We start from the raw sequence: 12,671 nt of genomic DNA on the forward strand, positions 1-12,671 counted from the left end.
GCTCGGCCGCTTCAACGCCGCCCCGGCCGGCCTCGCCGAGGCGGCCCTGCTGCGCTGCTGCGCCAGCCGTAGCTGGGCGCGGCGGGTCGCCGCCGGGCGCCCCTACCCGAGCCCCGAGGCGCTGTTCGACGCCGCCGACGAGGCGAGCCGGCAGTTGACGGCGGCGGACCTCGCCCAGGCGGTGGCCGGGGAGACCGCCGCCCGCCGGGGCCCGTACCGGCTGCCCGGCTCCCTCGGCACGTCCGGCGCCCCCGGCGCCCCCGGCACGTCCGGCGCGCTCGGCGCCCTCGGCACGCTCGGCGCCCTGGGCTCCCGCGCCCCGCACGGCCGCCACAGCCACCACAGCCACCAGAGCCGCCACAGCCATCACGACCGCCACGACCGCTCCGCGCTGCGCGCCGCCCACGCCGCGTACGAGAGCCGCTTCGGCCACGGCCTGGTGATCTGCCTGGTCGGGGTGGCGCCCGAGGAGCGGACGCGCCAGGTGCTCGCCGCCCTCCGGGCCCGGCTCGGCCACGGCCTCGACGAGGAACGGGCGGTCGTCGCGGAGGAACTGCGCCGGCTGGCCCTCGAACGGCTGCACCACATGTTCCGGTTTCGCCCGCCATGAGGGGGTTCGGGGCCATCCGACAGCCCTTCGATAGCCCGTACGTGCCTGTTTGATCACACCTTCGGGACCCCGCGCGAGTGAACCGACATCGCGTCGCTACGATGGCCAGGGCCGGTGGACCGTACCCGGCCGGGCCCGACCGACAGAGAAGCCGGCAGGCCCCAATCCCCGCTTCCGGAGGGTTATCCGTGCCGGCTGGAACGCTGTATCGCGGCCGGGAAGGCATGTGGTCCTGGGTGGCTCATCGAGTCACCGGCGTCCTCATCTTCTTCTTCCTGTTCGTCCATGTTCTCGACACCGCCCTGGTCCGCGTCTCGCCCGAGGCGTACGACGAGGTCGTCGCGACGTATAAGACGCCCATCGTGGCCCTGATGGAGTACGGCCTCGTGGCCGCCATCCTCTTCCACGCGCTCAACGGTCTGCGCGTGATCGCCGTGGACTTCTGGTCCAAGGGCGCGCGCTACCAGAAGCAGATGCTGTGGACCGTCATGGTCATCTGGATCGTGCTGATGGCCGGGTCGGTGTACCCCGTCCTGGGCCACGCCGCGCGCGAGCTGTTCGGGAGCTGACACACATGGCCACCACTGAGACCCCCGCCCCGGGCGCCACCGAGCCGGCCGACACCGGCTACGGCCCGGACAACCCCGCCCCGCTCATCGAGGCGCCGCGGGCGCGCACCAAGCGCACCCCGAAGTCCACGCGGACCAACTTCGAGATGTACGGCTGGCTGTTCATGCGGCTGTCCGGCATCGTGCTGGTCGTTCTGGTCATCACCCACCTGCTGATCCAGCTGTTCCTGGACGGCGGCGTCAGCAAGATCGGCTTCGCCTTCGTGGCCGGCCGCTGGGCCTCGCCGTTCTGGCAGGTCTGGGACCTGCTGATGCTGTGGCTGGCGATGCTCCACGGCGCCAACGGCCTGCGGACCGTCATCAACGACTACGCCGAGCGGGACAACACGCGCTTCTGGCTGAAGATGCTGCTGTACACCGCCACGGTGTTCACCGTCCTGCTGGGCACGCTGGTGATCTTCACCTTCGACCCGAACATCCGCTAGAGCCCGGGGCTGACGCGAGACATGAAGATTCACAAGTACGACACCGTCATCGTCGGCGCCGGCGGCGCCGGGATGCGTGCGGCCATCGAGGCGACCAAGCGCAGCCGCACCGCGGTGCTGACGAAGCTCTACCCGACCCGCTCCCACACCGGCGCCGCCCAGGGCGGCATGGCCGCCGCCCTCGCGAACGTCGAGGAGGACAACTGGGAGTGGCACACCTTCGACACGATCAAGGGCGGTGACTACCTGGTCGACCAGGACGCCGCCGAGATCCTGGCGAAGGAGGCCATCGACGCGGTCCTCGACCTCGAGAAGATGGGCCTGCCGTTCAACCGGACCCCGAACGGCACCATCGACCAGCGCCGCTTCGGCGGCCACTCCCGCAACCACGGCGAGGCCCCGGTCCGCCGGTCCTGCTACGCCGCGGACCGCACCGGCCACATGATCCTCCAGACGCTGTACCAGAACTGCGTCAAGGAGGGCGTGGAGTTCTTCAACGAGTTCTACGTCCTCGACCAGCTGATCACCGAGGTCGACGGGGTCAAGAAGTCGTCCGGCGTGGTCGCCTACGAGCTGGCCACCGGCGAGATCCACGTCTTCCAGGCGAAGGCCGTGATCTACGCCTCCGGCGGCTGCGGCAAGTTCTTCAAGGTGACCTCCAACGCGCACACCCTGACCGGTGACGGCCAGGCGGCCGTGTGGCGTCGTGGGCTGCCGCTGGAGGACATGGAGTTCTTCCAGTTCCACCCGACCGGCATCTGGCGCATGGGCATCCTCCTCACCGAGGGCGCCCGCGGCGAGGGCGGCATCCTCCGCAACAAGGACGGCGAGCGCTTCATGGAGAAGTACGCGCCCGTCATGAAGGACCTCGCCTCGCGTGACGTCGTCTCCCGCTCGATCTACACCGAGATCCGCGAGGGCCGCGGCTGCGGCCCCGAGGGCGACCACGTCTACCTGGACCTGACCCACCTGCCGCCGGAGCAGCTGGACGCCAAGCTGCCGGACATCACCGAGTTCGCGCGGACCTACCTGGGCATCGAGCCGTACACCGACCCGATCCCGATCCAGCCGACCGCGCACTACGCCATGGGCGGCATCCCGACCAACGTCGAGGGCGAGGTGCTGGCCGACAACACCACCGTCGTGCCCGGCCTGTACGCCGCCGGCGAGGTCGCCTGCGTGTCCGTGCACGGCGCCAACCGCCTCGGCACCAACTCGCTGCTCGACATCAACGTCTTCGGCCGCCGGGCGGGCATCGCCGCCGCGGAGTACTCCGCCACGGCCGACTACGTCGAGCTGCCGGAGAACCCGGCCGAGTTCGTCGCCGAGCAGGTCGAGCGGCTGCGCAACTCCACCGGCACCGAGCGCGTCGCCGAGCTCCGCAAGGAGCTCCAGGAGACCATGGACGCCAATGTGATGGTCTTCCGCACCGAGCAGACCATCAAGACGGCCGTCGAGAAGATCGCCGAGCTGCGCGAGCGCTACAAGAACGTCGCGATCCAGGACAAGGGCAAGCGGTTCAACACCGACCTGCTGGAGGCCATCGAGCTGGGCAACCTGCTCGACCTGGCCGAGGTCATGGCGGTGTCCGCGCTGGCGCGCAAGGAGTCGCGCGGCGGCCACTACCGCGAGGACTACCCGAACCGCGACGACGTCAACTTCATGCGCCACACCATGGCGTACCGCGAGGTGGGCGCCGACGGCACCGAGTCCATCCGCCTCGACTACAAGCCGGTCGTCCAGACCCGCTACCAGCCGATGGAGCGTAAGTACTGATGAGCACCCCGACGCTCGAGAAGCAGGACGCGACCCCTTCGCAGGACGCCACCGCTTCGCCGTACATCACGGTCACCTTCCGGATTCGCCGGTTCGACCCCGAGGTCTCGGCCGAGGCCGCCTGGGAGGACTTCGAGCTGGAGATCGACCCGAAGGAGCGCGTGCTCGACGGTCTCCACAAGATCAAGTGGGACATGGACGGCTCGCTGACCTTCCGGCGCTCCTGCGCCCACGGGATCTGCGGCTCGGACGCGATGCGGATCAACGGCCGCAACCGGCTGGCGTGCAAGACGCTGATCAAGGACATCAACCCGGAGAAGCCGATCACGATCGAGGCCATCAAGGGCCTCACGGTCCTCAAGGACCTCGTGGTCGACATGGACCCGTTCTTCCAGGCGTACCGGGACGTCATGCCGTTCCTGGTCACCAAGGGGAACGAGCCCACCCGTGAGCGCCTCCAGTCCGCCGAGGACCGCGAGCGCTTCGACGACACCACCAAGTGCATCCTGTGCGCCGCGTGCACGACCTCGTGCCCGGTGTTCTGGAACGACGGCCAGTACTTCGGCCCGGCGGCGATCGTCAACGCGCACCGCTTCATCTTCGACTCGCGAGACGAGGCGGGCGAGCAGCGGCTGGAGATCCTGAACGACCGCGACGGCGTCTGGCGCTGCCGCACGACCTTCAACTGCACGGACGCCTGCCCGCGCGGCATCGAGGTCACGAAGGCGATCCAGGAGGTGAAGCGAGCGCTCATCACGCGCCGCTTCTGATCCCCCGACGCCCCACGCCACGGCCCCGCTCCCAAAAGGGAGCGGGGCCGTTCGCTCGATGCTCTCGCCGTGAACACAACAGAACGGATTCACCCGTATGACGCGCCCCGTTCCGGGGGCGGGTGACGCAGGACGAGGTCGTCGGGCGCTACGAGGGGCTCGGGGGCGGTGAGCTGGTTCTGGAGCAGCCCTCGGAGTCGGGCACGGCTCATTTCACGGTCCGGGGGTGGCCGGTGTGGGCCCCCTCCGCACCGATGAGGCCTGAGATCACCGAGCGTGTCGACGGTGAGGGGTACTGGGACCTGTACCTGCCCCGGCATGGCGAGGGCGCCGGCGTGCTGTTGCGCTTCGACTCGCCCGCGGGGATTCAGCAGAAGGAGAAGCCCTGGTCGCTCGACGTCGGGGGCAAGCGGGGCCGTTTCACCCTGTTCGACAACGAGGGCGGGCCGCCCAGTACGTGTGGGAGCTTTGTGCTGGAGCGCAGCGGCTAGGCTGCGCGGAACCGACGAATCCGAGGGGGCAGGATGGGACGGACCTTGACGCCCGCCGAGGCCGAGGCGCTCGCCGCCGAGGCGCATGCCGGGCAGACCGACAAGGCGGGAGCGCCCTACATCGAGCACGTACGGGCCGTGGGGCGCGGGCTGGAGCACATCAGTGAGCGGCTCGCCATGGTGGGCTACCTCCACGACATCGTGGAGGACACCGACTGGACGCTGGAGGGCCTGCGCGAGGCGGGCGTCCCGGACGATGTGGTGGCGCTGGTCGACACGCTGACCCGGCGGCCGGGGGTGAGCTACGAGGACATGATCCGGAAGATCGCCCAGGACCCCGACGCCGCGCTCGTGAAGATCGCGGACAATGCGCACAACACGCTGCAGGAGCGCACGGCCGCGCTGCCCGAGGACGAGCGGGCGCGGCTCGCGGAGAAGTACCGGGCGGCGCGCGAGGTGCTGTGGCCGGTGGTCGACCGGGAGCTGCTGGAAAGCGTGGTGGAGCGGGTGAACCCCGCGCTGCTGCGCTGACCCTCCGGAACCTCCCTCCGGTGCCCGGTGCGCGTTCCCTACGTCTGGCGTGAGGCCAGCGTGACCACGGTGATGTCCGACTCCGCGCCCACCCGGACCGGCGGCCCCCACGCGCCCGCGCCCCGGGTGACGTACAGCTGGGTGTCCCCGTACCGCTCCAGCCCGGCGAGGGTGGGGTTGGCGAGCTCGGCGAGGTAGTTGCCCGGCCAGAGCTGGCCGCCGTGGGTGTGGCCGGAGAGCTGGAGGTCCACGCCGTGCTCGACCGCGTCGTGGATCACCACCGGCTGATGGGCGAGGAGCACGGCCGCCCGCGCCCGATCGCGGTCGCCGAGCGCCTTGGCGAAGTCCGGCCCCTGCGGCACCTCCTGACGCTCCCCCGCGATGTCGTTGACCCCCGCGAGGTCGAACCCGGGCAGCTCCACCCGGGCGTTCTCCAGCGGGCGCAGGCCCAGCTCACGGACGTGGTCGAGCCACTGGGCCGCGCCGGAGAAGTACTCGTGATTGCCCGTCACGAAGAAGCTGCCGTGGCGGGCGCGGAGCCGGGCAAGCGGCTCCGCCGCCGGGCCGAGGTCGGCCACGCTCCCGTCGACGAGGTCGCCGACGATCGCGATCAGATCGGGCTGCACGCCGTTGATGGTGTCGACAATGCGCTGGGTGTGCGCCCGGCCCAGGATCGGGCCCAGATGGATGTCGCTGACGACGGCTATCCGATAGCCGTGCGCCTGCCGGCCGAGCTTGGCGAGCGGAATGGTGACCTGCTTCAGCCGGGGGCCGCGCAGCACGCCGTACATGCCGTGGCCCACGGTCCCGGCGGCCACGGTGGCGGCCGCGACGGCGACACCCCGCGCGACGAACAGCCTCCGGCTCGGTGAGGGAACGGCGGACCCGGCGCCGGCCCGTACGGGCTCGGGCTCGGGCTCACGTACGGGTTCCGGCTCGGGTCCACGTACGGGTTCCGGCTCGGATACGGGTTCGGGCTCGCGTACGGATTCCGGCGCGCGTACGGGCTCGGTCTCGCGTCCCCCGTCGGGCGCCTCCGCCCCTCCCCCGCCCCGCCGCGCGAACCGCACCCGCAGCAACAGCGGCCGTACCGCCTCCCCCACGAGCAGAGCCAGCGTCAGATAGAGCAGCAGCGCCAGCCACACGTACCCCGGCCAGGCGAACGCCCGTTCAACGGCGAAGGGCGCGCCGGCCCGGCCGGCGACGAGCGCGCCGACGCTGGTCAGCGGCAGGACGACCAGCAGGGCGGTGCCCAGCCGGCGCGGCAGCCCACCGGGCGCGGTCGTGTCCCGCACCAGCCGGCGCCACACGTACCAGTGGACCGCTCCCAGCAGCGCCAGGACCAGCAGGGCCACGATGACGAAGACCACGACCATTCCCCCGTACCCCCGGACCTACGTCGCCGTACCGGAACCGGCGGGGTCCCCCGAGCCGGCACGCCCGCGATACGCCCGAACGGCCCGCAGCCCGATCAGCCCGATGACCGTACCGAGCACGAAGGACGTGATGGCGAGCAGCAGATGCACCCAGAAGTACGCGGTCGGGTCGCCCGCGTCGTCGAAGGCGAGCCCGCTCCCGTCCTGCCAGAGGTTCTTGACGAAGGTGATCCAGATGAACCAGCTCCACACGCCGAACGCCAGGAGGAACCAGGCGGCTCGGCGGCTCAGCACGGCGGGGTGGCGAGGGAGTCCCTCGGTGGATCGGCGCATGCTCCCCAGTATCACCGCAGGCCCCGGCGGGGGTCCGCCCGGGTGGCCCGCCGGAGTGGCCCGCCGGAGTGGCCGGCGGGCGGGTCAGCCCCCGGGGTGACGACCCGTCGACAACCGCCCTGTAATTTCACCGGTGTGCCTGCATTTCTTCCCACTTTCTCCGCGCCCGCGCGCACCCGGCCGTCCCGCCGGGCCGTCGCGCTGACGGCAGCGGCCGCCGTGCTGCTGCCCGCACTCACCGCGGCCCCCGCGGTCGCCGACCCCAAGGACGACCCGAAGGGCGGTCAGAAGCAGTCCCAGCGGCAGCAAGCACGCCCGCCCGCCACGATGTCCACGGTCGGCGGCGCCCGGCTCGGCCAGCCCGGTACCCAGGTGGCGCTCAAGCCCGGCGCGCCCCCGCTGCCGATGGACCTCACCGGCCTGTCCTGGATCGTGGCCGACGCCGAGTCGGGCGACGTGCTCGCCTCCCACAACGCCCACTGGCCGCTGCCGCCCGCCAGCACCCTGAAGATGCTCTTCGCGGACACCGTGCTGCCGAAGCTGCCCAAGAAGACCCAGTACACGGTGAAGCCCGAGGACATGGCCGGGATCGGCTCGGGCAGCAGCATGGTCGGCATGAAGGAGCACCAGACGTACTCGGTCCACGACATGTGGCTGGGCGTGTTCCTCAAGTCCGGCAACGACGCGGTGCACGTGCTGTCCGCCATGAACGGCGGCATGGAGAAGACCGTGCGCGAGATGCAGGAGCACGCGGTCGAGCTGAACGCCGCGGACACGCATGTCGTCACACCGGACGGCTACGACGCGGAGGGCCAGGTCAGCAGCGCCTACGACCTGACGCTCATCGCCCGCTCCGGGCTGCAGAAGCCCGACTTCCGGGAGTACTGCTCGACGCCGCGCGCGATGTTCCCCGGCGAGGAGAAGGACGGCAAGAAGGGCGAGCCGTTCCAGATCCAGAACACCAACCGGCTGCTGACCGGCCACCCCGCCGACGATCTCAAGCCGTACCCCGGGATCGCCGGCGTGAAGAACGGTTTCACCTCCCATGCCGGCAGCACCTTCACGGGCGTCGCCCAACGGGGTGAGCGGGTGCTGCTGGTGACGGTGATGAACCCGGACCCGGGCAAGCGCAGCGGCGTCTACACGGAGACGGCGGCCCTGTTCGACTGGGGCTTCGCGGCGGCCGGGAAGGTCGAGCCGGTGGGCAAGCTGGTGGCCCCGCGGGGCCAGGACGACGAGTCGGAGGACGGCGAGGCCGGCGGCAAGGGCGCCGACGGGAGCCGCAAGGGCACCCGGGCGTCGGTCGCCGCGGCGGGCGGCTCGGCAGGCCTGTGGACGGCGCTGGGCATCACGGCCGGCTCCCTGCTGGTGCTGGCCGGCGCGGCGCTGCTGGTGCACCGCCGGTGGCCGCTGCCGGAGCTGGTACGGCGCCGGCGGGGCTGAGGGCGCAGGGGCCGACGGGGCGGACGGGGCACACGGGGCACACGGGACTCAAGGTGCCGGTGTGGCTGTCGGGGCCTCCTCCGGCCCCGCCTCCGTGGCCGTCCAGGCCGCGCAGTACAGCAGCAGCTTGGCCATGAAGTTGATCCAGATCATCAGGGCGACCGGGACCCCGAACGCCCCGTACATGCTCTTGCCGGCCACGCCCTGGAGATAGCCGCTCAGCAGCAGCTTGAGCAGTTCGAAGCCGACGGCGCCGATGAGCCCGGCGACCAGCACCGCCCGCCGGGTGGGGTGGACGCCGGGCAGCCGCGTCAGCAGATACGCCAGCAGGACGAAGTCGGCAAGGACGCCGATGGCCAGGCCCGCGACGAAGAGCAGCACCCGTCCGGCGCTGTCCTCGGCCACCCCCAGCCGGTCGGCGACCCAGCCCACCGCGCTGCTCGCGAAGGCCGACCCGCCCATGGCCACCGTGCCCACGGCGGCCAGGCCGACCAGCACCCCGGCGTCCTTCAGCTTGAGCAGGAAGAAGTTGTCGGGGTCCTCCTCCTTCTCCCACACGGCGCGCAGGCACTCGCGCAGCGAGCCGACCCAGCCGATGCCCGTGAGCAGCAGCAGGGAGCCGGCGATGGAGCCCACGGTGGCGGCGTTGGCGATCAGCGCGTCGAGGTCGAGCTGGTCGGAGATGCCGGGCACCTGCTCGGAGAGCTGGTGCTTGATCTCGTTCACCTGCGCGTGGGTGAGCAGGGCGGCGGCGATCGCGGCGCCGACGGTGATCAGCGGGAAGACGGCGACGAAGCTCACGAAGGTGATGGCGGCGGCCAGCCGGGTCCAGTGGACGGCGTCGAGGCGTTCATAGGCGCGCCACGCGTGCGTACGCATCAGTCTCGCGGCCGGCGGTCCGACGACGGGGAGTCTCGTGAGCCATTCCATGGCAGGCGTTTACCCTACGCGCACGGGCGTGATCGCCCCGCGCGGCGCGCTTGGCCTTCCGTGTCCTCGATCGCCGGACGGGCTCGATCCTTCGCCGAACGGGCTGGCTCGATCCTTCCGGCCCGCGCGGACGCGCTCAGAGGGTCGCGCGCAGCGACGGCGCCGGCGGGGCGTCCACAGGCGCGCTCTGCGCCGGCACGGCCGACCCCGCCGCCCCGTGCCCGAAGGGGTAGTCCCGCATCTTGCGCCAGGCGCCGTCCGCGCCCTGTTCGTAGAGCGCGAAGCCGGCCACCGTCCACGCCGCCGCGTAGTCCGCCAGCTCCTCGTACGCCCGGTCCATCGCCTCCTCGGCGATGCCGTGCGCCACGGTCACATGCGGGTGGTAGGGGAACTGGAGCTCGCGGGCGACGGGCCCGGACCGGACCCGCTCCTGGAGCTCCGCGCACTCCGGCGCGCCCTCGGCGAGCCGGACGAAGACCACCGGGGAGAGCGGCCGGAAGGTGCCGGTGCCGGCCAGCCGGACCCGGAAGGGGCGGCCGGTCGCGGCGACCCGCGCCAGGTGGCGGCGGACGGCGGGCAGCGCCGAGGCGTCCACCTCGGTCGGCGGCAGCAGGGTGACATGCGTGGGAATGCCATGGGCCGCGGGGTCACCGAAGCCCGCGCGCAGCTCCTGGAGCAGGCTGCCATGGGGCTCCGGGACCGCGATCGAAACGCCGAGCGTTACGGTCCCCACGTCGTTCTCCTTCTGCTTCGCGTGCTGCTGGCCGGGTCCGGTAGGGAGCCGGACCCGTACCCGTGTGCCGGGCTCGTGCCAGTGTGCCGGGTGAGGGGCGCCGCCGCGAGCGGCTCCCCTCCTCCGGCGTCCCGGCGGTGACCGGGCGTCCCGGCGGTGGCCGGTCCGGTGCGGTCAGTGCTTGGCCGGCAGGAAACCCACCTTGTCGTAGGCCTGCGCGAGGGTCTCCGCGGCGACCGTCCGCGCCTTCTCCGCGCCCTTGGCCAGGATGGAGTCCAGCGTCTCGGGGTCGTCGAGGAATTCCTGCGTGCGGGCCCGGAACGGGGTCACCCACTCGACCATGACCTCGGCGAGGTCGGTCTTGAGCGCACCGTAGCCCTTGCCCGCGTACTTCTGCTCCAGTTCCGGGATTCCGGTACCGGTGAGGGTGGCGTAAATCGTGAGCAGATTGCTCACGCCCGGCTTCTCGGTCTCGTCGAAGCGGATCTCGGTGCCGGTGTCGGTGACCGCGCTCTTGATCTTCTTGGCGGAGGTCTTCGGCTCGTCCAGGAGGTTGATGATGCCCTTCGGCGTGGACGCCGACTTGCTCATCTTGGCCGCCGGGTCCTGGAGGTCGTAGATCTTCGCCGTCTCCTTGACGATGTACGGCGCCGGGACGGTGAAGGTCTGTCCGAAGCGGCCGTTGAAGCGCTCGGCGAGGTCGCGGGTCAGCTCGATGTGCTGGCGCTGGTCCTCGCCGACGGGCACGGCGTCCGCCTGGTACAGCAGGATGTCGGCGATCTGGAGGATCGGGTATGTGAACAGGCCGACGGTCGTCCGGTCGGAGCCCTGCTTGGCCGACTTGTCCTTGAACTGCGTCATCCGGGACGCCTCGCCGAAGCCGGTGAGGCAGTTCATCACCCAGCCGAGCTGGGCGTGCTCGGGCACATGGCTCTGGACGAAGAGGGTGCAGCGGTCCGGGTCGAGGCCCGCGGCGAGCAGCTGGGCCGCGGCGAGCCGGGTGTTGGCGCGCAGCTCGGCGGGGTCCTGCGGGACGGTGATCGCGTGCAGGTCCACGACCATGTAGAACGCGTCGTGGGTCTCCTGGAGCGCCACCCACTGCCGGACCGCACCCAGATAGTTCCCGAGGTGGAACGAACCTGCGGTGGGCTGGATGCCGGAGAGCACACGGGGACGATCAATGGCCATGCGGTCCATTCTCTCAGGTCGCCGGCCGTTCTCCGGCCTCCGCCGAAGGAGTGCCGCCGGCCCCGGAGCGGGCCGGCGCCGGGTACGGCGGCACTCGGGCGCGGATGAGACGAGAAACACAGTCGCCGGGCGGGACCGGCGAGCGGCGGGCGGTCGGTCGGCCGGCGGACCGGCCCCGGCGCGGGGTGGGCAGGACGGTCGGCCGGCGGGGCCCCGGCGCGGGGCCGGCGGTCAGTCGAGCGGCAGGCCCGGCGCGGGGTGGGCGGCCATCAGCTCGGCGACCTCCGCGCGGATGGCCGCCAGCGCGTCCTCGTCGCCGGTGCGGGCCGCGGCCACGCCCCGGTCCAGCCAGTCGGCGACGGCCGGCATGTGCTCGGTGCCCAGCCCGCGGGAGGTGAGCGAGGGGGTGCCGATGCGGATGCCGGAGGGGTCGAAGGGCTTGCGGGGGTCGAAGGGGACGGTGTTGTGGTTGACGACGATCCCGGCCCGGTCGAGCGCCTTGGCCGCGACCTTGCCGGGCACGCCCCGGGCGGTGAGGTCGATGAGCACCAGGTGGTTGTCCGTGCCCCCGGAGACCAGGTCGAAGCCGCGGGCGAGCAGCGCCTCGGCCAGCGCCCGGGCGTTGGCCACCACGGCGTGCGCGTAGTCGCGGAAGGCGGGCCGCGCGGCCTCGTGCAGGGCCACGGCGATCGCCGCGGTGGTGTGGTTGTGCGGGCCGCCCTGGAGGCCGGGGAACACGGCCCGGTCCAGCGGCTTGGCGTGCGTCGCGCGGGAGAGCAGCATCGCGCCGCGCGGGCCGCGCAGGGTCTTGTGGGTGGTCGTGGAGATCACGTCGGCGTGCGGCACCGGGGAGGGGTGGGCGCCGCCGGCGACCAGCCCGGCGATGTGCGCGATGTCGGCGACCAGCACCGCGTCCACCTCCCGGGCGATCTCCGCGAAGGCCGCGAAGTCGATGGTGCGGGGGACGGCGGTGCCGCCGCAGAAGATGATCCGGGGCCGCTCCTTGCGCGCCAGGTCGCGGACCTCGTCGAGGTCGATCAGCCCGGTGTCGGGGCGGACGCCGTAGCCCACCCCGCGGAACCAGCGGCCGGTGGCCGAGACGCCCCAGCCGTGGGTGAGATGGCCGCCCATGGGCAGCGACATGCCGAGCACGGTGTCGCCGGGCTCGGCGAAGGCGAGATAGACGGCGAGGTTGGCGGGCGAGCCGGAGTAGGGCTGGACGTTGGCGTGTTCGGTGCCGAAGAGCGCCTTGGCGCGCTCGATCGCGAGGGTCTCGACGGGGTCGATGTTCTGCTGGCCCTCGTAGTAACGGCGGCCGGGGTAGCCCTCGCTGTACTTGTTCTGGAGCACCGTGCCGGTGGCCTCCAGCACGGCCAGGTCGCCGTACGGCACGATGTCGAACCCGGGGGTGTACGGGCCGTAGTCGGCGCGTGCCT

Annotated in this window: 14 protein-coding genes; 8 read left to right on the forward strand and 6 right to left on the reverse strand. The window is 71.8% G+C overall.

Features of this window, described 5'->3' with window-relative positions:
• The 7 genes from ACSNOD_RS20160 to ACSNOD_RS20190 form a co-directional block, all read left to right on the forward strand.
• A partial coding sequence (locus tag ACSNOD_RS20160; protein ID WP_436768381.1) for a 2-oxo-4-hydroxy-4-carboxy-5-ureidoimidazoline decarboxylase occupies window positions 1–610 on the forward strand: 610 nt, incomplete at its 5' end.
• Between the two features lie 188 nt (window positions 611–798).
• On the forward strand, window positions 799–1,179 hold the full coding sequence (gene sdhC, locus ACSNOD_RS20165) for a succinate dehydrogenase, cytochrome b556 subunit (RefSeq protein ID WP_436768382.1): 381 nt from the start codon (window positions 799–801) through the stop codon (window positions 1,177–1,179).
• 5 nt (window positions 1,180–1,184) lie between these two features.
• Entirely contained in the window at window positions 1,185–1,664 is a 480-nt protein-coding gene (locus ACSNOD_RS20170; RefSeq protein WP_436768383.1) for a succinate dehydrogenase hydrophobic membrane anchor subunit, read from the forward strand.
• Between the two features lie 21 nt (window positions 1,665–1,685).
• A complete protein-coding gene (gene sdhA, locus ACSNOD_RS20175; RefSeq protein WP_436768384.1) occupies window positions 1,686–3,440 on the forward strand; it encodes a succinate dehydrogenase flavoprotein subunit in 1,755 nt (584 codons plus the stop codon).
• Window positions 3,440–4,210 (forward strand): succinate dehydrogenase iron-sulfur subunit, encoded by a 771-nt coding sequence (locus ACSNOD_RS20180; RefSeq protein ID WP_436768385.1) that lies wholly within the window; start codon window positions 3,440–3,442, stop codon window positions 4,208–4,210. The genes sdhA and ACSNOD_RS20180 overlap by 1 nt, the downstream gene beginning before the upstream one ends.
• A 122-nt stretch (window positions 4,211–4,332) precedes the next feature.
• A complete protein-coding gene (locus tag ACSNOD_RS20185) occupies window positions 4,333–4,701 on the forward strand; it encodes a hypothetical protein (protein ID WP_436768386.1) in 369 nt (122 codons plus the stop codon).
• A 33-nt stretch (window positions 4,702–4,734) separates the two neighbouring features.
• A complete protein-coding gene (locus ACSNOD_RS20190) occupies window positions 4,735–5,232 on the forward strand; it encodes an HD domain-containing protein (RefSeq protein ID WP_436768387.1) in 498 nt (165 codons plus the stop codon).
• Between the two features lie 38 nt (window positions 5,233–5,270).
• Here ACSNOD_RS20190 and ACSNOD_RS20195 read toward each other — a convergent pair whose 3' ends face one another.
• Both ACSNOD_RS20195 and ACSNOD_RS20200 read right to left on the reverse strand, forming a co-directional pair.
• Window positions 5,271–6,608, reverse strand: a complete 1,338-nt coding sequence (locus ACSNOD_RS20195; protein ID WP_436768388.1) for a metallophosphoesterase — start codon at window positions 6,606–6,608, stop codon at window positions 5,271–5,273.
• Window positions 6,609–6,626: 18 nt separating this feature from the next.
• Window positions 6,627–6,941 (reverse strand): SCO4848 family membrane protein, encoded by a 315-nt coding sequence (locus tag ACSNOD_RS20200; RefSeq protein WP_436768389.1) that lies wholly within the window; start codon window positions 6,939–6,941, stop codon window positions 6,627–6,629.
• Window positions 6,942–7,076: 135 nt separating this feature from the next.
• Here ACSNOD_RS20200 and ACSNOD_RS20205 point away from each other — a divergent pair, with 135 nt between their 5' ends.
• Window positions 7,077–8,384 carry a D-alanyl-D-alanine carboxypeptidase family protein gene (locus ACSNOD_RS20205; RefSeq protein ID WP_436768390.1) on the forward strand — a complete coding sequence of 436 codons (1,308 nt, stop codon included), beginning with the start codon at window positions 7,077–7,079 and terminating at the stop codon, window positions 8,382–8,384.
• Between the two features lie 48 nt (window positions 8,385–8,432).
• Here the strand turns inward: ACSNOD_RS20205 and ACSNOD_RS20210 are convergent, their stop codons facing one another.
• The 4 genes from ACSNOD_RS20210 to ACSNOD_RS20225 all read right to left on the reverse strand — a co-directional run.
• Window positions 8,433–9,314 (reverse strand): YihY/virulence factor BrkB family protein, encoded by an 882-nt coding sequence (locus tag ACSNOD_RS20210; protein ID WP_436768391.1) that lies wholly within the window; start codon window positions 9,312–9,314, stop codon window positions 8,433–8,435.
• 136 nt (window positions 9,315–9,450) lie between these two features.
• Complete coding sequence (locus ACSNOD_RS20215) at window positions 9,451–10,047, reverse strand: 2'-5' RNA ligase family protein (RefSeq protein ID WP_436768392.1); 597 nt, start codon at window positions 10,045–10,047, stop codon at window positions 9,451–9,453.
• Between the two features lie 174 nt (window positions 10,048–10,221).
• A complete protein-coding gene (gene trpS, locus ACSNOD_RS20220; RefSeq protein ID WP_436768393.1) occupies window positions 10,222–11,235 on the reverse strand; it encodes a tryptophan--tRNA ligase in 1,014 nt (337 codons plus the stop codon).
• Window positions 11,236–11,466: 231 nt separating this feature from the next.
• On the reverse strand, window positions 11,467–12,671 hold a 1,205-nt coding region (locus ACSNOD_RS20225; protein ID WP_436768394.1), incomplete at its 5' end, for a serine hydroxymethyltransferase.

It is taken from the genome of Streptomyces sp. URMC 123, assembly GCF_051386515.1.
Taxonomy (GTDB): Bacteria; Actinomycetota; Actinomycetes; order Streptomycetales; family Streptomycetaceae; genus Streptomyces.

What these genes read in the sequence shown, in the direction of transcription:
- ACSNOD_RS20195 (WP_436768388.1), bottom strand. Translation starts at nt 6,608, where the DNA reads ATGGTCGTGGTCTTCGTCATCGTGGCCCTGCTGGTCCTGGCGCTGCTG.
- ACSNOD_RS20190 (WP_436768387.1), top strand. Translation starts at nt 4,735, where the DNA reads ATGGGACGGACCTTGACGCCCGCCGAGGCCGAGGCGCTCGCCGCCGAG.
- ACSNOD_RS20210 (WP_436768391.1), bottom strand. Translation starts at nt 9,314, where the DNA reads ATGGAATGGCTCACGAGACTCCCCGTCGTCGGACCGCCGGCCGCGAGA.
- ACSNOD_RS20180 (WP_436768385.1), top strand. Translation starts at nt 3,440, where the DNA reads ATGAGCACCCCGACGCTCGAGAAGCAGGACGCGACCCCTTCGCAGGAC.
- trpS (WP_436768393.1), bottom strand. Translation starts at nt 11,235, where the DNA reads ATGGCCATTGATCGTCCCCGTGTGCTCTCCGGCATCCAGCCCACCGCA.
- ACSNOD_RS20170 (WP_436768383.1), top strand. Translation starts at nt 1,185, where the DNA reads ATGGCCACCACTGAGACCCCCGCCCCGGGCGCCACCGAGCCGGCCGAC.
- sdhA (WP_436768384.1), top strand. Translation starts at nt 1,686, where the DNA reads ATGAAGATTCACAAGTACGACACCGTCATCGTCGGCGCCGGCGGCGCC.
- ACSNOD_RS20200 (WP_436768389.1), bottom strand. Translation starts at nt 6,941, where the DNA reads ATGCGCCGATCCACCGAGGGACTCCCTCGCCACCCCGCCGTGCTGAGC.